Below are 19,031 nucleotides of genomic sequence, written 5' to 3' on the forward strand. Positions count from 1 at the left end.
TGTAGCCGGGGCAAGCCCTCGGGGTCTTCTATAATAGCCCCTCCCCGCCCCTCTCCAGCGCCAGCCCATGGGCGCGAAGGCTTCGAGCTTGGCATCCCAGAACGATACGGCGCCCGCCCTGCGCGTGCGCGACCTGCGCAAGACCTACGACAACGGCACCCAGGCCCTGAAGGGGGTTTCCCTGGAAGTGGCCCCGGGCGACTTCTTCGCCCTGCTGGGCCCCAACGGTGCCGGCAAGTCGACCCTGATCGGCATCATCAGCTCCCTGGTCAACCTCAGCGAGGGCCAGGTGGAGGTGTTCGGCAGCGACCTGGTGCGCAACCGCAGCGCCACCATGCGCCTGATCGGGCTGGTGCCGCAGGAAATCAACTTCAACCTGTTCGAAAAGCCCTTCGACATCCTGGTGAACTACGCCGGCTTCTACGGCGTGCCGCGCGAGGAAGCGGAGCAGCGCGCCGAAGAGGAACTGAAGCGGGCCCACCTGTGGGAAAAGGCGCAGGTGATGAGCCGCACGCTGTCCGGCGGCATGAAGCGCCGGCTGATGATCGCCCGCGCAATGATGACCCGCCCACGCCTGCTGATCCTGGATGAGCCGACCGCCGGCGTGGACATCGAGATCCGCCGCGACATGTGGCGCGTGCTGAAGGAGATCAACGCTGCCGGCACCACGATCATCCTCACCACGCACTATCTGGAAGAAGCCGAGTACCTGTGCCGCCACCTGGCGATCATCAACCATGGCCAGATCGTCGAGCAGGGGCCGATGCGCACCCTGCTGGCCAAGCTGGACGTGGAGGGCTTCCTGCTGGACATCGACGGTGACCTGCCGGCGCAGCTGCCGGTGATCGAGGGCGCGACCCTGACCGCGCCGGACCCGCACACGCTGGACATCGACATGCCGCGCGCAATGGACCTCAACCGCGTGTTCGCCACGCTCAACGAGGCCGGTATCCGCGTGCGTTCGATGCGTACCAAGAGCAACCGCCTGGAGGAGCTGTTCGTGCGCCTCACCGGCAACCTGGAGAAGCCTGCATGAGCACCACCGAGCTGACCGACGGCCAGCGCAACCGCATCGCACTGATGACCATCGTGCGCCGCGAAGTCGCCCGCATCATGCGCATCTGGGGCCAGACCCTGGTGCCGCCGGCGATCACCATGACCCTGTACTTCCTGATCTTCGGCAACCTGATCGGATCGCGCGTGGGTGACATGGGCGGCTACACGTACATGCAGTTCATCGTGCCGGGCCTGGTGATGATGAGCGTGATCCAGAACAGCTACGGCAACATCAGTTCCTCGTTCTTCGGTGCCAAGTTCGGCCGCCACGTGGAAGAGCTGCTGGTCAGCCCGATGCCGAACTGGGTGATCCTGTGGGGCTACGTGGCCGGCGCCGTGCTGCGCGGCCTGATGGTGGGCGTGATCGTGCTGATCATCGCGATGTTCTTCACCCCGGTGCGCATTCCGCACCCGCTGGTGATGCTGACCACGGTGATCCTGGGCGCGACGATCTTCTCGCTGGCCGGTTTCATCAATGCGGTGTATGCGAAGAAGTTCGACGACGTGGCGATCGTGCCGACCTTCATCCTGACCCCGCTGACCTACCTGGGTGGCGTGTTCTATTCGGTGAAGCTGCTGCCGGGCTGGGCCGAAGCGGCCACGCACGCGAACCCGATCTTCTACATGGTCAATGCGTTCCGCTATGGCCTGCTGGGCAGCAGCGATGTGCCGCTGCCGGTGGCCTATGGGTTGATGATCGGCTTCGTGGTGGCGCTGACGGCGCTGGCGCTGTGGCTGCTGCGCCGTGGCGTGGGCATGCGCAGCTAAGGGTGGCCTGCAGGGCCTGCGGCCCTGCACCCGCCGAATCAACGTCAACTTCAACGGCAACGGCAACGGCAAAAGCTGACTATCCGGGGATGGCGGGGTGGGTCCGATTGCGGGGGACGCCGTAAACCCATCCCTGGGGGCTTGGCCGCGGCATCCATGCCGCAGACACCCCCGCAATCGGACCCACCCCGCCTTCGACAAATTCCGGCGATCTGCCGGGATGTCGTTCTGCGCTGCTGCTGGTAGGTGTCGACCTTGGTCGACACGATGGATCGACGCCATGCGTGGATGGAGCTTTCACGGCAAAGCCGATGTTCCGCTTTTCTCGTTCGGGATTGCAGCTAGGCTGTGGCGATGAAGATCACTTCCATTGCGCTGGACAAAGCCGTGTCGGACGGCCCCATCGATGCCTTCAGCCATGCGTTGCTGGGCGATTCACCCACGCTGGATGAGGTGCTGGAATACCTGGCCTCGCGGCACGCGGCTGATCCCCGGTATCGCTACCTGTGCACGCTCGATGATGCCGGCCAGTGCCGCTACACCAGCATGCACGCGTCAGACGACGCGCGTATCGCGCTCTACGAGGACGAAGACCCGGCAACCCCCGACGATGCGTTGGCGGCACGCGGGCGGTTGCTGGCGCATGTGGTCGCGCAGCTTGAGCATTCGACGCATCGGCTGGAATGGAGCACGCTGGCGGGCACGCTGATGTGCAATGACGCAGACATCGAGGCATTGGTCGCGGCCAATGCCGCACCGGATCTCATCGTCGACGAGGTGGTCTGCGTGCAACAGGTGCCCGTGGATCGTGACGACCTGTTGATCGCCGCCCTGCCCAACGGCTACTTCAGCGCGGACTGGAACATCTTCCAGAACCACGCCCTGATCCGGCACCTGCAAGAGCATTACGACTACCGCCTGTTCGGGCTTGGCGCATCGTGGCTGGGCTTCCAGCGTGACAGCGCGCCGTCGCCTGCGGAAGCGGACGCTCTGGTCGCGGACCTGCAGCGCGTCTACGCTGCCGGAACGCACGCCACCTGGTCACAACTGGCTGCAACGCTGTCCTCCCGCACCACGCTTCTATTGGGATACACCGAAGGCTTCAGCGAACAGCTGCCCTGAGCGCGGTTCTACACGCGCTCGCGCAGCGAGCGGCCCGCTTCCGCTCCTGATCTGTTTTCCGTGGTGGCCGCACCCGGCCAACCCCGCTGAACCGTGCTTTCCGCGAACCACCACGAGGGGCACCGCCGTTGGCCGCGATCTCCGGCACAATCGAAATCCTGATTCCCCAGAACACGGTGAACGTGCAATGCGCATCCTGATCCTCGGCGCCGGCGGTACCGGCGGTTACTTCGGTGGTCGCCTGGCCCAGGCCGGTGTGGACGTGACCTTCCTCGTGCGCCCCGCGCGCGCCGCCCAGCTGGATCGCGACGGCCTGGTCATCCGCAGCCCGCTCGGCGATGCCAGCTTCCCCGTGCAGCATGTCACCGCTGATGCACTGCCCGCATTGGCCGCGCAGAAGCCGTTCGACCTGGTCATCCTCAGCTGCAAGGCCTACGACCTGGACAGCTCGATCGACGCCATTGCCCCGGCCGTGGGCGCAGGCACCACCGTGCTGCCGATCCTCAACGGCCTGCATCACTACAACGCACTGGACGCGCGCTTCGGCCGCGACGCTGTGCTTGGCGGCCTGTGCTTCATCAGCGCCACCAAGGCCCCCGACGGTGCGGTGCTGCACCTGGGCAAACCGGCCAAGCTCACCTTCGGCGAGCGCGACGGCGGCCTGGCTTCGACGCGCGTGCGCGCCTTCGCTGCGGTCTGCACGCAGGCCCATCTTGATCACCTGGCCAGCGAACACATCGGCCAGGAACAATGGATCAAGTACACCTTCCTTACCGCGCTGGCGGCGGCGACCTGCCTGCTGCGCGCCGACATCGGCACCATCGTTGCCACCGATGATGGCGAGGCGATCGTGCGCGGCCTGTACGACGAATGCCTGGCCGTGGCCGAAGCCGCCGGTGAACCGGTTCCCGAGGCCGCGCAGGACACCGCGCGCGGCACCCTGACCCAGGCCGGCTCGGCACTGAAGGCATCGATGCTGCGTGACCTGGAAGCCGGCCAACAGGTGGAGGCCGAACAGATCGTCGGCGACATGCTGGCCCGCGCGCGCAAGGCCGACCAGGAAGCCCTGCTGCTGCAGGTCGCCTACAGCAGCCTGCAGGCCTACCAGGCACTGCGCGGCGCGTGAGCATCATCTCCGCCGCCAGTGCATCGCCCTCGCGGGTGCTGATCCTCGGGCTGGGCTGGAGTGGCTGTGCGCTGGCCCGACATCTGCAGGCATTGGGCGCACACGTCGCCGGCACGGTACGCGATCCCGCATCGGCACCACGCGATGGTCTGCGTCGCCATCCGCTGGGTGCCGATGCCACGCCATCGCCCGCCCTGCTCGATGAGATCGCGCAGGCCGAGGCCGTACTGTGCAGCGTGCCACCCGACGCCGATGGCGATCCTGCACTGCGCCTGCTGTTGCCCGCGCTGCGGGCCAGCCCGGCATTGCGCTGGGTGGGCTATCTGTCGTCCACCTCGGTGTATGCCGACCGCGCCGGCGGCTGGGTCGACGAGCGCAGCGCAGCCGATGCCACTGAAGCAGCCGGCGTGCAGCGCCTGCGGGCCGAAGCGCAATGGCGAGCGCTTGCAGGAGAACGCGGCATTGCATCGGCAGTGTTCCGCCTGCCCGGCCTGTACGGGCCGGGGCGCAATGCGCTGCTGCAGCTGGCGCAGGGACGTGCCCGCCACGTAGTGCGTCCCGGGCTGCTATTCAACCGGCTGCACGTGGATGACCTGGTGACGGTCGTTATCGCGTCGATGCAGCGGCCGTGCGTGGATGGCCTGTATCTGCCGGCCGATGACGAGCCGGCACCGCCGCAGGAGGTACTGGCCTTCGCCGCGCAGCTGGGCGGGTTTGCGATGCCACCTGCCGTGGCATGGGACGACCCTGCACTCAGCCCGACCCTGCGACGCTTCTACCAGAGCAACAAGCGCATCGACAGCCGTGGCACGCGTGAAGCACTGGCGTGGGCGCCGCGGTTCCCCAGCTACCGTGAGGGCCTGCGCGACCTGCTCCGGTAGTGCCGGCCGCTGGCCGGCACTACCATCAACCTGCGCCGGGCAGGCGGAAGAACGTACGCGTCGCGGCCGTTGCGTTCGCGGCGGTCACTGCCACGTCCTCGCCACGGTCACGCGCCAGTTCTTCCACGATGTGCGAGAGAAACATCGGTTCGTTGCGGCGGTCCTTCGGCATCGGCTTCAGCGTGCGCGGCAGCAGGTACGGTGCGTCGGTCTCGATCATCAGGCGGTTGGCCGGGATGTTCTTCACCAGTTCGCGCAGGTGCGCGCCACGGCGCTCGTCGCACAGCCAGCCGGTGATGCCGATGTACCAGTCCTGGTCCAGGTAGTCGAACAGCTCGTCACGCTCACCGGTGAAGCAATGCACCACCGCCGGGCCGATGCGGCCTTCGACGTTCTTCATCTGTGCCATGAAATCGGCATGCGCATCGCGCTGGTGCAGGAACAGGGGCTTGCCATTGTCCGCGGCCAGCTGCAGCTGGCGCTCGAACGCGCGGTGCTGGGCCGGGCGCGGCGAGAAATCGCGGAAGTAGTCCAGCCCGCACTCCCCCACCGCCACTACTTCCGGGTGGGCATGCAGCGCGCGCATTTCGGCATCGCATTCCTCGGTGTATTCCATCGCGTGGTGCGGGTGCACGCCGGCGGTAGCGTACAGGAAGCCGGGGTGCTGCTGGGCCAACTGCAGGGCCAGTGGCGAGTGCTCGCGGCTGGCACCGGTGATGACCATCTGCACCACGCCGGCCTGGCGCGCGCGGTCCAGCACGGCATCGCGGTCGCGGTCGAAGGAGTCGTGGGTCAGGTTGGCGCCGATATCGATCAGGTGCATGGTCATCGCGGGGGAAAAGTGCCCGCGCATTGTACCTGCGCCTGCCGTGGCCCCTTATCCTTTGCATATGAACGCCCCGCTCTTCCCGATTTCCCCGCTGCTGCCGCAGATCCAGCAGCAGCTGGCCGTGCAACCACGGCTGGTGCTGGAGGCCCCGCCCGGTGCCGGCAAGACCACCCAGGTGCCGCTGGCGCTGCTCGACGCGCCGTGGCTGCAGGGCCGCAAGATCATCCTGCTGGAACCACGCCGGGTCGCCGCGCGCAGCGCGGCGCTGTTCATGGCACGGCAGCTGGGTGAGGAGGTCGGCGGCACGGTCGGCTACCGCATCCGCTTCGAGAACAAGGTATCCGCGCGCACCCGCATCGAGGTGGTCACCGAGGGCATCCTGACCCGGATGCTGCAGGACGACCCGATGCTGGAAACCGTCGGCGCGATCCTGTTCGATGAATTCCACGAGCGCCATCTCAGTGGGGATCTGGGCCTGGCGCTGGCGCTGGACGTGCAGGCGCAGCTGCGCGACGACCTGCGCCTGGTGGTGATGTCGGCCACGCTGGACGGCGAGCGGCTGGCACGCTTCCTCGATGCGCCGCGGCTGAGCAGCGAGGGCCGCAGTTATCCGGTGGCGATCAGCCACTTCCCGGCGCGCCGCGATGAAGCCCTGGAACTGCAGGTGCGCCGCGCGGTGCAGCAGGCACTGGCCGAGCACCCCGGTGACCTGCTGGTGTTCCTGCCCGGCCAGCGCGAGATCGCGCGCGTCCAGGCCGGCCTGCAGGAGTCACTCGATGGCAACGTCGAGGTGCTGGCGCTGCATGGCGAGCTGCCGGTCGAACAACAGGCGCGCGTGTTGCAGGCCGCCAGCGATGGCCGCCGTCGCGTGGTGCTGGCGACCAACGTGGCCGAGTCGTCGGTGACCCTGCCCGGCGTGCGCGTGGTGATCGACAGCGGCCAGGCGCGCGAGCCGCGCTACGACCCCAACAGCGGCTTCACCCGGCTGGACGTGGTGGCCATCGCGCAGGCGTCGGCCGACCAGCGCGCGGGCCGTGCCGGTCGCGTGGCCGAGGGCGTGGCCTGGCGGCTGTGGCCGCAGTCGCAGCGGCTGGAGCCGCAGCGCCGCGCGGAGATCGACCAGGTGGAACTGGCCGGACTGGCGCTGGAACTGGCCGCGTGGGGCAGCAGCGACCTGCGCTTCCTCGACCCGCCACCGGCCGGCCCGATGGGTGCGGCGCGCGAACTGCTGCAACGCCTGGGTGCACTGTCGGACTCGGGCGCGATCACCGCACTCGGGCGCCGTGTACTGGCGCTGGGTACGCACCCGCGGATGGCGGCGATGCTGCTGGCAGCGCCCGATGCCCGCGCGCAGGCGCTGGCCGCCGATCTGGCCGCCCTGCTGGAAGCGCGCGACCCGCTGCGCCAGGGCGGTGACGCGCTGGCGGCCCGCTGGCGCGCACTGGCCGCGTTCCGCACTGGCCGCGCGCCGGGCGATGCCAACCGCAGCGGGCTGGCCGCCATTGATGCCGCCGCCAAGCAGTGGCGTCGCCGCCTGCGCTGCGAGGCTACGCCGCCGGCCAGCATCGAGGCGCACGAACTGGGCGATCTGCTTGCACACGCCTTTCCCGACCGGATCGGTTTCCAGCATCCCGGCGATCCGCTGCGCTACCTGCTGGCCAATGGCCGCAGCGCGCGCCTGCACGAACTGAGTGACCTGCGCGGTGAGCCGTGGCTGGTGGCCAGCGAACTGCGCTTCGAGGCGCGCGATGCGCTGCTGCTGCGTGCCGCACCGGTGGATGAAGGCCAGCTGCGCAAGGCATGGCCGGAGCGCTTCGTCACCGAAGACGTGGTGCGCTGGGACAGCGAGCGACGCGCCCTGGTGGCGCTGCGCGAGACCCGTTTCGACCGGATCGTGCTGGACAGCCGCTCGGCCGGCCGGGTCGATCCGCAGCACGCCGCGCAGGCGCTGACCGATGCGGTGGCCGAGCTCGGCCTGCAGGCGCTGCCGTGGACCGAGGGCCTGCGCCAGTGGCAGGCACGGGTGGAATCGCTGCGGCGCTGGATGCCCGAGCTCGGCCTGCCCGACTGCAGCGACGATGCCCTGCTGGCCACGCGCGCACAATGGCTGCAGCCCGCGTTCGCCGGCAGGACGCGACTGGATGCGCTGGATGAATCCAGCTTCGGCGAGGCGCTGAAATCGCCACTGGAGTGGTCACAACGGCAGTTGGTCGAGCGTCATGCGCCGACCCGCATCACCGTGCCGTCCGGACTGGAGCGGCCGATCACCTATGCGCTGGACAGCGAGAGCGGCGATCCGCTGCCGCCGGTGCTGGCGGTGAAGCTGCAGGAACTGTTCGGCCTGGCCGACACGCCGCGCATCGCCGATGGCCGCGTGCCGCTGACCCTGCACCTGCTTTCCCCCGGCGGCCGCCCGCTGCAGGTCACCCAGGATCTGCGCAACTTCTGGGAAAGCACCTACGCCGAAGTGAAAAAGGAGATGAAGGGCCGTTACCCGCGCCACCCATGGCCGGATGATCCGTGGACGGCGACGGCCACGCACCGGGCCAAGCCGCGCGGAACCTGATTGGTAGTGCCGGCCGCTGGCCGACAGCCCCCTGGCACCAGGCGGAGAGCATTGCCGGCCAGCGGCCGGCACTACCGGTGCGGAGCCTGCCTGATCCTGAATGGCTGCGGTAAAGTCACACCACGTGCGTCCCCGACTGACATACCGTTTACGGGCAACACGCGACACTGGACTTCGACCCGAGGCAAAGGACCCCCGCATGAGCAAGCTGACCGTAATCACCGACCGCGCTCTGGAGCGCGCCCTGGAGCTGGCCCACACCGCCGGCGATGGCCTGAAGAGCGCCGGTGGCAGCCTGCGCAACGCGGACTGGATCAAGACCGGCGCCGCCCTCGGCGCAGTGAAGACCGGCGGCAAGGTCGCCACCAAGTTCGCCCGCCGCAACCCGGCCGTGACCATTGCCGCGGCTGCCGTCGGCGTCGGCCTGCTGGGCTATGCGCTGTACCGCAAGCAGCAGAAGAAGAAGGCTGCCAATGGCCACGTGGTGAATGGGCAGGCGCAGCGCATCAACGCACGCGACCGCCGCAACGACACCGTGGTGGACGAGCACAGCGATATCGGCAGCGACGCGTGAAGCTGCCCGGGTCAGACCCCTTCCGCAGCAAGGGCTCTGACCCTACCAGCTACGAGAGGGCCGGATGCCGCGAGGTATCCGGCCCTTTCTGTTTCAACCGATCTGCCGCCACTGCCCCGGCTGCAGGTCGTCCAGCCGGTAGGGCCCCATCGCCACCCGCACCAGCCGCAGCGTTGGCAGGTTCACTGCCGCGGTCATCCGCCGCACCTGGCGGTTGCGGCCCTCGCGGATCGTGATCGCCAGCCAGGCATCGGGCACGGTCTTGCGGAAGCGCACCGGCGGATCGCGTGTCCACAGCGACGGCGCCGGATCGAGGCGCTCGATCTTCGCCGGCAAGGTCGGCCCGTCATTCAGCTCCACCCCATCGCGCAACCGTTGCAGCTGCTCATCGCTGGGCGTGCCTTCCACCTGCACCCAGTAGGTCTTGTCGGCCTTGTGCTTCGGGTCGGTCAACGTGTGCGCCAGCGTGCCGTTATCCGTCAGCAGCAGCAGGCCTTCGCTGTCATGGTCCAGGCGACCGGCGGCATACACGCGCGGCGGCAGGCCGAACCCGGCCAGCGTCGGTCGCGGCGGTACGCTGCGGTCGGTGAACTGGCAGAGCACGTTGAAGGGCTTGTTGAAGGCGATCAGCATTGCGGGCACGGCAGTCGGCGGGTGGCGCATTGTCCCATGCCGCGCCACGCGCCACTCGGCTGTAGAGCCGAGCCCATGCTCGGCTCATCGCGCACAGCACGGCGGAACGCAACAGCAGCCGAGCATGGGCTCGGCTCTACAGAGTCAGCATGCGCCAGCCCGGCACCCCTCTTACGGCTTGATGAAGCGCAGGGTCATGCGGTCGCTTTCGCCGATCGCCTGGTACTTCGCATCATCGGCCTTGTCGTGCTGGTTGGTCGGCGGCAGCGTCCACACGCCGTTCGGGTGGTCCTTGGTGTCGCGCGGGTTGGCGTTGACCTCACTGCGCGCGTCCAGCTTGAAGCCGGCGGCCTCGGCCATCGCGATCACCTGCTGCTGGCCGACATAGCCGGTGTCATCGTCGTCGGCCACGTCGGCCTTGGCGCGGTGCTCGACCACGCCCAGCACGCCGCCCGGCTTGAGCACGTTGAAGAAGCCCTGGAACATACCCTGCGCCTGGCCGGCCTTGCGCCAGTTGTGCACGTTGCGGAAGGTCAGCACCACATCGGCTGAACTGGCCGGGCCGAACACCGGCTTGGCCGGATCGTAGGCGACCACGGCAGTCTTGCCGAACTGTGCCGGTGCAGCGGCGTACTTCTTTTCCAGGCTGTCGCGGCTGCGCTGCTGGTAGTCACGGCCGCGGCCTTCGGGCACCGCCATCGGATCGACCACCGCAGCAACGTAGTGGCCCTTGTCGTGCAGCAGCGGCGCCAGGATCTCCGAGTACCACCCGTTGCCAGGGGTGATCTCGATGACGGTCTTTTCCGGCGTCACCTTGAAGAACGACAGCGTCTGCGCCGGGTGGCGGAAACCGTCGCGCTTGACGTTGTTGGCATCGCGGGTGGGCGCCTTCACCGCCGCGTCGATGACCGGCGACACCTGGATCTTCGCCGGCGCGACCGTGGCCGGTGCGGCAAACGCGGGAACAGCGGCAAGCAGGGCCGAAGCAAGCAGCAGGCGGCAACCACGCAGGGACGAAGCAGGCATCATCGGAGCGACTCCAGCGGAAGATGCGGCGAGACTAGCAGCCGCGGCGCCCCAGGTGTTCACAAAACGTTAGCCGCGTGCGTATCGCGGAACACTGTTTTGTGGTCGCCGCCGCAGCACGGTCACACTACGCGTTTTATTCTGGAGCACTTCCCCCAAGGAGTCCGTGCCCATGACGGCAACCCGCGAACTGGGCCGTTCCGGCCTGCATGCACGTCCGCTCGCCTTCGGTGGCAACGTGTTCGGCTGGAGCGCCGATGAGAAGGCCAGCTTCGCCCTGCTCGATGCCTTCGTCGACGCCGGCTTCAACCTGGTCGACACCGCCGATGTGTATTCGGCCTGGGTGCCGGGCAACACCGGCGGCGAATCGGAAACGCTGATCGGCAAATGGTTCGCGCGCAGCGGAAAGCGCGACAAGGTGGTGCTGGCGACCAAGGTGGCCAAATGGGCCGAACGCCCCGGCCTGACCCCGGACAACATCAATGCGGCGGTCGAGGATTCGCTGCGCCGCCTGCAGACCGACGTGATCGATCTGTACCAGGCCCACGAGGATGATGAGTCGACGCCACTGGAAGCGACCCTGGCCGCGTTCGGCCGCCTGATAGAAGCCGGCAAGGTGCGCGCCATCGGTGCCTCCAACTACAGCGCCACGCGCCTGGCCGATGCGCTGAAGGTGTCCACCGACTACAAGCTGCCGCGTTACGAAACCCTGCAGCCGGAGTACAACCTGTACGACCGTGCCGGCTACGAGAAGGAGCTGGAACCGCTGGTGCAGCGCGAACAGATCGGCGTGATCGGCTACTACGCCCTGGCCAGTGGCTTCCTCAGCGGCAAGTACCGCACACCGGCCGATGCGGCCAAGAGCCCGGCACGTGGCGAAACGGTGGTGAAGCGCTATCTGAACCCGCGCGGCCTGCGCATCCTGCAGGCGCTGGATGACGTGGCCAGCAAGCACAACGCCAGCGCCGCACAGATCGCACTGGCATGGCAGATCGCGCGGCCGTCGATCACCGCGCCGATCGTCAGCGCCACCAGCGTCGAACAGCTGCACGATCTGCTGGCGGCGGCCAACGTGTCGCTGAGCGTGCACGATGTCGCGCAGCTGGATGCCGCCAGCGCGGAAGCGTGAGGGCCGGTAGTGCCGGCCGCTGGCCGGCATTGCACACATACCGCAGAAAATAATTGAACAAAATGGTTGCGCACGACTAAATCGTGGTTTATCGTGCGCACCTCGTTTCAACAACCACTGGAAACTTCCCTTGAACGCGCATTCCGTCGCCATCGCCAAACTGCTGCCATGCCTGCGCATGGACGGGCCGGCGCGCGCGTTCGGCAAGGAAGACCAGCTGACAACGGCCTGATACCCGCCCTGCGGAGATCGGCCACCCCGATCTCCGAGGCCTGACGACGCCCTCGGAACGCAAGTCCCGGGGGCGTTTTCGTTTGCGTCGGCACAAGGACCCGCGATGCCAGAACTGCACCCCGCGCGGCAACCCGCCGCTCACTGACCCAGGTTTCTCCCGCCCCGCCGAAGGATTTACTTCGCGCGATCGGCTGCGCCCGGACATTATCTGCATCGCATCAAAACATTATCGCTCGTCGATAATGTCGGTGGCCTGCACCCTCGATTCTCCAACGGTCCCGTTTCAACCACGGGCTGGTGCGCGCGGCGTTGCCGTGGCGTATGCCGGAGGTCGCGGACATGCCATCGCCTGGATCGCCTGCTGGAGGCAGGCGCCGGTTCGCCGGTACGCGGTTCGATTCCGCGCGGTCCCCAACTGGATAGCTCAGTAGGGTAGAGCAACGGATCCTGATTCCGTCTGTCGTGGGTTCGACTCCCACTCCAAACCACATGACCTGTCACGTCATGACTTGAAGCAACACCCGGGGCGCAAGCCCCAGCGGCCATCGTCGCCGTCCACCGACATCGCCTTCGGGCAGGAACGTGGAAGGCAACGGACCTCACGCCGGGCCCCGGCCCGCCGCCACTGCCAGCCACGTTCCGCACCGGTGCTGCCTGCCGGGAACGACGATGGCAGCACTGCCGGCGCATCGAAGGCTCCGCGCGCGGACCGTCCGCCGATGGCCGCCCTCTTCCGCTGCCTGCACGTGATGTGCAGGCAGCCTCGCCACGACCGGATCGACCCGGGTCATGGCGATTCATCCGCAACGGGTCGAACCACCAGAGCCATACAAGGAGAGACTCCCATGTTCTGGACCATCAAGGTCGTGATCGGCGACGGCGAGCGCGGCCTGGTGTATCGCAACCGTCGTTTCCAGCAGATCCTGCTGCCGGGCGTGCACCGCCTGTCGCCGTTCGGCGGCCGCCCGCACGTGGACATCCACACCGCATCGAAGGGCGCGGCCTATACCGGCAGCGACCAGGACAGCCTGATCGAGGCACTGGGCGCGACGCTGGACACGCACTTCGTGATGGCCAATGTCAGCGCCACCGAAGTCGGCCTGTTGCTGCGCAACGGCCGCATCGATGAAGTGCTGCCGCCGGGCAGCCGCCGTCTGTACTGGCGGGGTTCGGTCGACACCCAGGTACGCGTGATGGCGCTGGGTGACGAGCCGCGCATCCCGGCGGACGTGCAGCAACGCCTGGGCCAGCTGGGCGTGCTGCCGCGTGTGGCGGTGATCAGCACCGTGCCAAGCGAGTCGGTCGGCCTGCTGTTCATCGATGGCACGCTGCGGCAGACGCTGGACGCCGGCCTGCACGCGTTCTGGAACTTCAACGGCAACGTGTCGGTGGAGCGCGTGGAACTGCGTGCACGTTCGCTGGACGTGTCCGGCCAGGAGCTGCTCAGCCGCGACAAGGTGACCCTGCGGGTGAACCTGGCCGCGACCGTGCAGGTGATCGACCCGGTGCGTGCACACCGCACGCTCAGCAATGCCGATGAGTTCGTCTACCGGCAGCTGCAGTTCGGCCTGCGCCAGGCGATTGCCGCGCGCAGCCTGGACGAGCTGCTGGGCGACAAGGCGGCGCTGGACGGCGAGATCGCCGCCCATGTGCAGGCCGCGATCGAGGGCCACGGCGTGCGGCTGCTCGGTGTGGGCATCAAGGACGTGATCCTGCCGGGCGAGATGAAGGAGATCCTCAATGGCGTGGTGCTGGCCGAGAAGCAGGCCCAGGCCAGCGTGATCCGTCGACGCGAGGAGGCCAACGCCACGCGTTCGCAGCTCAACACCGCAAAGCTGATCGAGGACAACCCGGTGCTGATGCGCTTGAAGGAGCTGGAGGCACTGGAGAAGGTCACCGAGAAGATCGACACGCTCACCGTGTTCGGCGGCCTGGATGGCGTGCTGAAGCAGCTGGTGACGATCAGGTAGGGGGTAGCGGCGGCGCAGGGACGCGCCGCCGGCCCATCAAGGACATTCAGGAAGACATGGACACTCAACAGAACTATCAATGGCTGCATGCCGAAGGCACCACGCCGATCAAGGGCTGGGTCAACGGTGTGCCGCTGGAAGCGCAGGCGCATGAGCAGCTGCGCAACATCGCTGCGATCCCGTTCGTCGGGCCGTGGGTGGCCGTGATGCCGGACGTGCACCTGGGCAAGGGCGCGACCGTCGGCTCGGTGATCCCGACCCGCGGGGCGATCATCCCGGCCGCGGTCGGCGTCGACATCGGCTGCGGCATGGCGGCGGTGCGTACCACGCTGCGCGCCGATGACCTGCCCGATGACCTGCGGCAGCTGCGCAACAGCATCGAGCGCAGCATTCCGGTGGGCAACGGGCGCGGCGGCGAGCATCACCGCATGCCCGACAGCATCCACACCCGGCTGGTGCAGTCCGGGCTGGCCGCCGGCCTGGAGAAGATCAAGGACAGGCACCGCAGAATCCGCACCGACAAGCTCGACCGCCAGCTGGGTACGCTGGGTGGTGGCAACCACTTCATCGAACTGTGCCTGGACGAGACGGACACGGTGTGGGTGATGCTGCACAGCGGATCGCGCGGCACCGGCAACCTGATCGGCACCTACTTCATCGAGAAGGCGCGCGAGGAACTGGCCCGGCGCGTGCTCGGCTTCCACCTGCCGGATAAGGACCTGGCGTTCTTCATGGAAGGCGAGCCGCTGTTCGATGACTACGTCGAAGCCGTGTCGTGGGCGCAGGACTACGCCCGGCAGAACCGCGAGGCGATGATGTCGCGCGTGCTGGCCGAGATGCGCCACCGCTTGCCGAAGTTCCAGCTGGCAGCGATGGCGGTGAACTGCCACCACAACTACGTGCAGAAGGAGACGCACCACGGCCAGGAACTGCTGGTGACCCGGAAGGGGGCGGTGAGTGCGCGCGAAGGCGAGCTGGGCATCATTCCCGGCAGCATGGGCACGCGCAGCTACATCGTGCGCGGCAAGGGCAACGCCGACAGCTTCCACAGCTGCAGCCACGGTGCCGGCCGGGTGATGAGCCGTGGCACGGCGCGCCAGCAGATCACGCTGGCCCAGCACCGCGAGGCCACCGCGCACGTGGAATGCCGCAAGGACAGCGGCGTGCTGGACGAGTCACCGGCCGCGTACAAGTCGATCGACGATGTGATGGCAGCGCAGCTGGACCTGGTCGAGGTGGTGCACACCCTGCGCCAGGTGCTGTGCGTGAAGGGGTAACGGAGCGGTGCCGGCCAAGGCCGGCCTCTACCAGAGCAGCACGTCGCGTCGGGGGTCAGATCGCTTTCTGCGAAAGGGATCTGACCCCGGCACATTCAGCGCGGCACGCTGTCTTCGGCCACCAGCGCATGATGCACGCCGATGCCCGCGCGCACGCCTTCGGCCATGGCCAGGGTGATGTTGCCGACCGTCGTCGCATCGCCTGCGGCGTACACGTTGGGCACCGAGGTCTGCTTCATCATGTCGACCTCGATCAGCACCCCCAGCGGGCTCTCGACCAAGGCGCAGCCAAGCTGCTGCACCAATGGCGTGGCCATCGCCTGGGTGGCCGGTACGAACAGCGCACGCTGGGCGATGCGGCGGCCATCGGCGAGCTCCACTTCGAGCCAGGTCGGCTGGTCGCCCTGCACGCCCAGCACCGGCGAGGTCTCGATCTGCACGCCGCGCTGCTGCATGGCGGCGCGTTCCTCATCGGTGATGTCCCGTCCCATGCCGAAGAAGGTGACATTGCCCCAGTCGGCAAACAGCGGCGCCTTGGCGGCGGACATCGGATGGCCGCCAAGCAGGCCGATGGCGCCGCCACCCACTTCGTAACCATGGCAGTAGGGGCAGTGCAGCACGGTGCTGCCCCAGCGCTCGGCCAGCCCGGGCAGTTCCGGCAGCTGGTCGGCGATACCGCTGGCCAGCAGCAGCTTGCGCGCGGCCAGCACCTGGCCATCGGCGGTACGTACTTCCACGCCCTCTGCGCTGGTGTTGGCCTGCACGGCCTCGGCATGCACCCAGCGCACCGTGGGGTAGTCCAGCAGCTGCTGACGCGCGGTCTTCAGCAGCTCGGCACCACTGATGCCATCCAGCCCTGGCACCCCGTGCGAATGGCTGGCGAAGCGGTTGCGTGGTGAACCGGCATCGATGACGGTGACCGGCCGCCGGGCACGGGCCACGATCAGGCCGGCGGCAATGCCGGCGTAGCTGCCGCCGACGATGAGCACATCAGGATTCATGGTGACCTTCCAGGGAACGGTGATGGGCGAGATGGCGTGCGAAGTCGGCGCCGAGCTGGTCCAGCGTGGTCGCCTGCAGGCGCGCCTCCAGCAACCGCTGTGCCTCGCGTGCCCCCTCCAGCAGCGCGCTGTTGACCAGCTGCTGGATCGGGCAGCCGCCGCCGGCGTCGCGGGCGCCGACCTGCACCAGCGGTGGTGCGCCCACGGCCAGATAGATGTCATGCAGGGTGATCGTTGCAGCGTCGCGGGCCAGCTGGCTGCCGCCGCCATGACCGCGGGTGCTGCGCACCAGGCCGGCCTTGTGCAGTTGCGCCAGCAGACGGCGGATCACCACCGGATGGGTCGGCAGGCAGGACGCCAGCTGCCCGGAGGTGCGCGGGCCATCCTGGCCGACCAGATGCGCCATCACGTGCAGGGCGTCAGAGAGCGGGTTCGCGGATTTCATGTAACTACAGTAGTTACATTTATATCCCCTGTCCAGGGTCCGTATTTGTTCCATATGGACACATTTGTCCTATGAAACACTTCCTTCACATCAATAAACGAAACGCTAATGTGATGTTCGTCGCACTTCAGCGGAAGCGTAGCGGGTCGATACCGCATTGCCCCTTCCCGAGAGTGCTTCCCGATGAATGCGTCTGTCCGTGCTCCGCGCCTGCAGTCCAAGCTGCTCGGCGCGGTTTCTGTTGGCTTGGCCGTGGTCCTGCTGTGCGCGCTGGCAGGCCTGGCCTCCGCCTGGTTGAAGTTGTCCACCGAGGTCCCGCCCGAAGTCGCGCACAGCCGCGATGCCGAACGCCTGCAGCGTGAGTTCCGTGGCCAGGTGCAGGAATGGAAGAACGTGCTGCTGCGCGGGCACGACGATGCGCTGCGCCAACGCCACCTGGATGGCTTCGACAGCGAAGGCCGCCTGGTCGGGCAGCTGGCCAAGGGTCTGGCCACCAGCCCGGACCCGCGCACGCGTGAGCTGGCGCAGGCGTTCGTTGGCCTGCACGCGCGACTGCAGCAGGACTATCACGCAGCGCTGCAGGCATTTGCCGCGGCCGGCTACGATCCCGCGGCCGGCGACAACCTGGTGCGCGGCAAGGATCGCCCGGTGGCGATGGCACTGGATGCGCTGAGCACGCACGCCACGCAGGTGGCTGAAGCGGCGGTGGCGTCCCGTTCGCAGCAGGCCCGGCAGACCCTGCTGCTGTGCGCGGTGCTGACCGTGCTGGCCGCCGTGCTGCTGCTGATCGGTCTGGCCTGGTGGCTGCGGCGTGCGGTGGTGCAGCCGGTGCTGGCAGTGGAAGCAGCGGCGCGCGCGGTGGCCGCCGGTGACCTGCAGCACGCAGTACAGGTGCGCAGCCGCGACGAGATCGGTCGCCTCGCGCAGGCCATGCAGGCGGTGCAATCCACGCTGCGCAGCGTGCTGGATGCACAGGCCGCGATGGCGCAGGCGCACGAAGCCGGCACCATCAGCCATCGCATGGACGCCGCTGCCTTCCCCGGCGCGTTCGGCACCATGGTGGCCGACTGCAACGCACTGGTCGATGCGCACATCCGGGTGAAGATGCGCGCGATCTCGATCATGGGCCGCTACGCGGTCGGCGACCTCAGCCAGGACATGGAACGCCTGCCCGGCGAGAAGGCCGTGATCACCGAAGCACTGGACATGGCCAAGCACAACCTCGGCCTGATCAATGGCGAGATCCGCCGCCTGGCCGAGGCGGCGGCCGCCGGTGACTTCAGCCAGCGCGGCGACAGTGCCCGCTTCGAGCATGATTTCCGTGCAATGGTCGAAGGCCTGAACCGCCTGATGCAGACGACGGAGCTGAACCTGGGCGAGGTCTCCAGCATGCTGCGCGCGATCGCCGATGGCCGCCTCGGTGCGCGCATGCACGGTGATTTCCAGGGGGTGTTCGCCCGTATCGCGGGCGATGCCAACACCACCGCCACGCAGCTGGCGACCATCGTCACCGACATCAAGCACGCCTCCGGCAACATCCACACCGCCGCCGCGGAGATCGCCGCCGGCAACAATGACCTGTCGCGCCGCACCGAGCAGCAGGCGGCCAACCTGGAGGAGACGGCGGCATCGATGGAGGAGCTGACCTCCACCGTGCGCCAGAACGCCGAACATGCGCGCCAGGCCAACCAGCTGGCGATCGGCGCCCATACGGTCGCCTCGCACGGTGGCAGCGTGGTCGGCCAGGTGGTGGCGACGATGGGCGCGATCGAGACCTCGTCGCGGCAGATCGCCGAGATCATCAGCGTCATCGATGGCATCGCGTTCCAGACCAACATCCTGGCGCTGAATGCTGCGGTGGAAGCGGCACGCGCCGGCGAACAGGGCCGCGGCTTCGCGGTGGTCGCCAGCGAAGTGCGTACGCTGGCGCAGCGCTCGGCGGCAGCCGCGAAGGAGATCAAGTCACTGATCGAAGCCTCGGTGGAACAGGTTGGCCATGGCGCACAGCGCGTGCGCGAGGCAGGCGACACCATGGCCGAGATCGTTGCATCGGTGCAGCGCGTGACCGACATCATGGCCGAGATCTCCGCGGCCTCGCAGGAGCAGAGCGCGGGCATCGAACAGGTCAGCCAGACCGTGATCCAGATGGACGGCACGACCCAGCAGAACGCCGCGCTGGTGGAAGAAGCCAGCGCCGCCGCGCGCAGCCTGGAGCAGCAGGCCAACCGCCTGATCGATGCGGTGGATGTGTTCGACCTGTCGACCACGGCGGCGGCGAAGGGCGGGCTGGCACGCGCGGCTTGATTGATCCGGTTGCCGGCCAGCGGCCGGCACTACCGTCGAGCGCAGACAGGGGGAGTGCCGGCCGCTGACCGGCAGCGTCCAACGCTGCAT

General features: G+C 67.9%; 16 protein-coding genes and 1 tRNA gene. 12 read left to right on the forward strand and 5 right to left on the reverse strand.

The features are described from left to right. The first annotated feature begins 67 nt into the window (after window positions 1-67). The 5 genes from AC5QAB_RS17385 (at window position 68) to AC5QAB_RS17405 (ending at window position 4,953) form a co-directional block, all read left to right on the forward strand. On the forward strand, window positions 68-1,036 hold the full coding sequence (locus AC5QAB_RS17385) for an ABC transporter ATP-binding protein (RefSeq protein ID WP_005411567.1): 969 nt from the start codon (window positions 68-70) through the stop codon (window positions 1,034-1,036). Then, the gene (locus AC5QAB_RS17390) at window positions 1,033-1,824 is read left to right on the forward strand and encodes an ABC transporter permease (protein ID WP_014038898.1); all 792 of its coding nucleotides are present in this window, start codon (window positions 1,033-1,035) and stop codon (window positions 1,822-1,824) included. The genes AC5QAB_RS17385 and AC5QAB_RS17390 overlap by 4 nt, the downstream gene beginning before the upstream one ends. A 354-nt stretch (window positions 1,825-2,178) precedes the next feature. Then, on the forward strand, window positions 2,179-2,946 hold the full coding sequence (locus AC5QAB_RS17395; RefSeq protein ID WP_197561345.1) for a hypothetical protein: 768 nt from the start codon (window positions 2,179-2,181) through the stop codon (window positions 2,944-2,946). Between the two features lie 187 nt (window positions 2,947-3,133). Beyond that, window positions 3,134-4,072 (forward strand): 2-dehydropantoate 2-reductase, encoded by a 939-nt coding sequence (panE, locus tag AC5QAB_RS17400; protein WP_134966458.1) that lies wholly within the window; start codon window positions 3,134-3,136, stop codon window positions 4,070-4,072. Next, window positions 4,069-4,953, forward strand: coding sequence for a Rossmann-fold NAD(P)-binding domain-containing protein (locus tag AC5QAB_RS17405; protein WP_032961506.1), 885 nt, complete (start codon window positions 4,069-4,071; stop codon window positions 4,951-4,953). The genes panE and AC5QAB_RS17405 overlap by 4 nt, the downstream gene beginning before the upstream one ends. Before the next feature lie 25 nt (window positions 4,954-4,978). Here AC5QAB_RS17405 and AC5QAB_RS17410 read toward each other — a convergent pair whose 3' ends face one another. Next, window positions 4,979-5,776, reverse strand: a complete 798-nt coding sequence (locus AC5QAB_RS17410) for a TatD family hydrolase (RefSeq protein WP_197561344.1) — start codon at window positions 5,774-5,776, stop codon at window positions 4,979-4,981. A gap of 67 nt (window positions 5,777-5,843) precedes the next feature. Here AC5QAB_RS17410 and hrpB point away from each other — a divergent pair, with 67 nt between their 5' ends. After that, window positions 5,844-8,348: an ATP-dependent helicase HrpB gene (gene hrpB, locus AC5QAB_RS17415; protein ID WP_046433145.1), complete on the forward strand. Its 2,505-nt coding sequence runs from the start codon at window positions 5,844-5,846 to the stop codon at window positions 8,346-8,348. A gap of 199 nt (window positions 8,349-8,547) precedes the next feature. Continuing rightward, the gene (locus AC5QAB_RS17420; RefSeq protein WP_005411574.1) at window positions 8,548-8,922 is read left to right on the forward strand and encodes a hypothetical protein; all 375 of its coding nucleotides are present in this window, start codon (window positions 8,548-8,550) and stop codon (window positions 8,920-8,922) included. Between the two features lie 93 nt (window positions 8,923-9,015). Here AC5QAB_RS17420 and AC5QAB_RS17425 read toward each other — a convergent pair whose 3' ends face one another. Together AC5QAB_RS17425 and AC5QAB_RS17430 are read right to left on the reverse strand one after the other, a co-directional pair. Next, the gene (locus tag AC5QAB_RS17425; RefSeq protein WP_014648817.1) at window positions 9,016-9,555 is read right to left on the reverse strand and encodes a pseudouridine synthase; all 540 of its coding nucleotides are present in this window, start codon (window positions 9,553-9,555) and stop codon (window positions 9,016-9,018) included. Between the two features lie 171 nt (window positions 9,556-9,726). Beyond that, window positions 9,727-10,584: a class I SAM-dependent methyltransferase gene (locus AC5QAB_RS17430; RefSeq protein ID WP_495233518.1), complete on the reverse strand. Its 858-nt coding sequence runs from the start codon at window positions 10,582-10,584 to the stop codon at window positions 9,727-9,729. A 169-nt stretch (window positions 10,585-10,753) separates the two neighbouring features. Between AC5QAB_RS17430 and AC5QAB_RS17435 the strand changes: the two genes are divergently transcribed. From AC5QAB_RS17435 to AC5QAB_RS17450, 4 genes are all read left to right on the forward strand, one after another. Further along, the gene (locus AC5QAB_RS17435; RefSeq protein WP_329856815.1) at window positions 10,754-11,710 is read left to right on the forward strand and encodes an aldo/keto reductase; all 957 of its coding nucleotides are present in this window, start codon (window positions 10,754-10,756) and stop codon (window positions 11,708-11,710) included. A 649-nt stretch (window positions 11,711-12,359) separates the two neighbouring features. Beyond that, a tRNA-Gln gene (locus AC5QAB_RS17440) sits at window positions 12,360-12,432 on the forward strand. 357 nt (window positions 12,433-12,789) lie between these two features. After that, a complete protein-coding gene (locus AC5QAB_RS17445; RefSeq protein ID WP_046433154.1) occupies window positions 12,790-13,914 on the forward strand; it encodes a slipin family protein in 1,125 nt (374 codons plus the stop codon). A gap of 56 nt (window positions 13,915-13,970) precedes the next feature. Beyond that, window positions 13,971-15,191, forward strand: coding sequence for an RtcB family protein (locus AC5QAB_RS17450; protein WP_495233519.1), 1,221 nt, complete (start codon window positions 13,971-13,973; stop codon window positions 15,189-15,191). A 95-nt stretch (window positions 15,192-15,286) separates the two neighbouring features. Here the strand turns inward: AC5QAB_RS17450 and AC5QAB_RS17455 are convergent, their stop codons facing one another. Then, window positions 15,287-16,192, reverse strand: coding sequence for an NAD(P)/FAD-dependent oxidoreductase (locus AC5QAB_RS17455; protein WP_495233520.1), 906 nt, complete (start codon window positions 16,190-16,192; stop codon window positions 15,287-15,289). After that, window positions 16,182-16,637, reverse strand: coding sequence for an Rrf2 family transcriptional regulator (locus AC5QAB_RS17460; protein ID WP_032961489.1), 456 nt, complete (start codon window positions 16,635-16,637; stop codon window positions 16,182-16,184). Before AC5QAB_RS17460 ends, AC5QAB_RS17455 begins: the two co-directional genes overlap by 11 nt. 183 nt (window positions 16,638-16,820) lie before the next feature. On the opposite strand from AC5QAB_RS17460, the gene AC5QAB_RS17465 reads away from it, so the two are divergent. After that, window positions 16,821-18,941 carry a methyl-accepting chemotaxis protein gene (locus AC5QAB_RS17465; RefSeq protein ID WP_495233521.1) on the forward strand — a complete coding sequence of 707 codons (2,121 nt, stop codon included), beginning with the start codon at window positions 16,821-16,823 and terminating at the stop codon, window positions 18,939-18,941. Window positions 18,942-19,031 lie beyond the last annotated feature (90 nt).

This window comes from Stenotrophomonas sp. YJH_SMC_127, assembly GCF_059372445.1.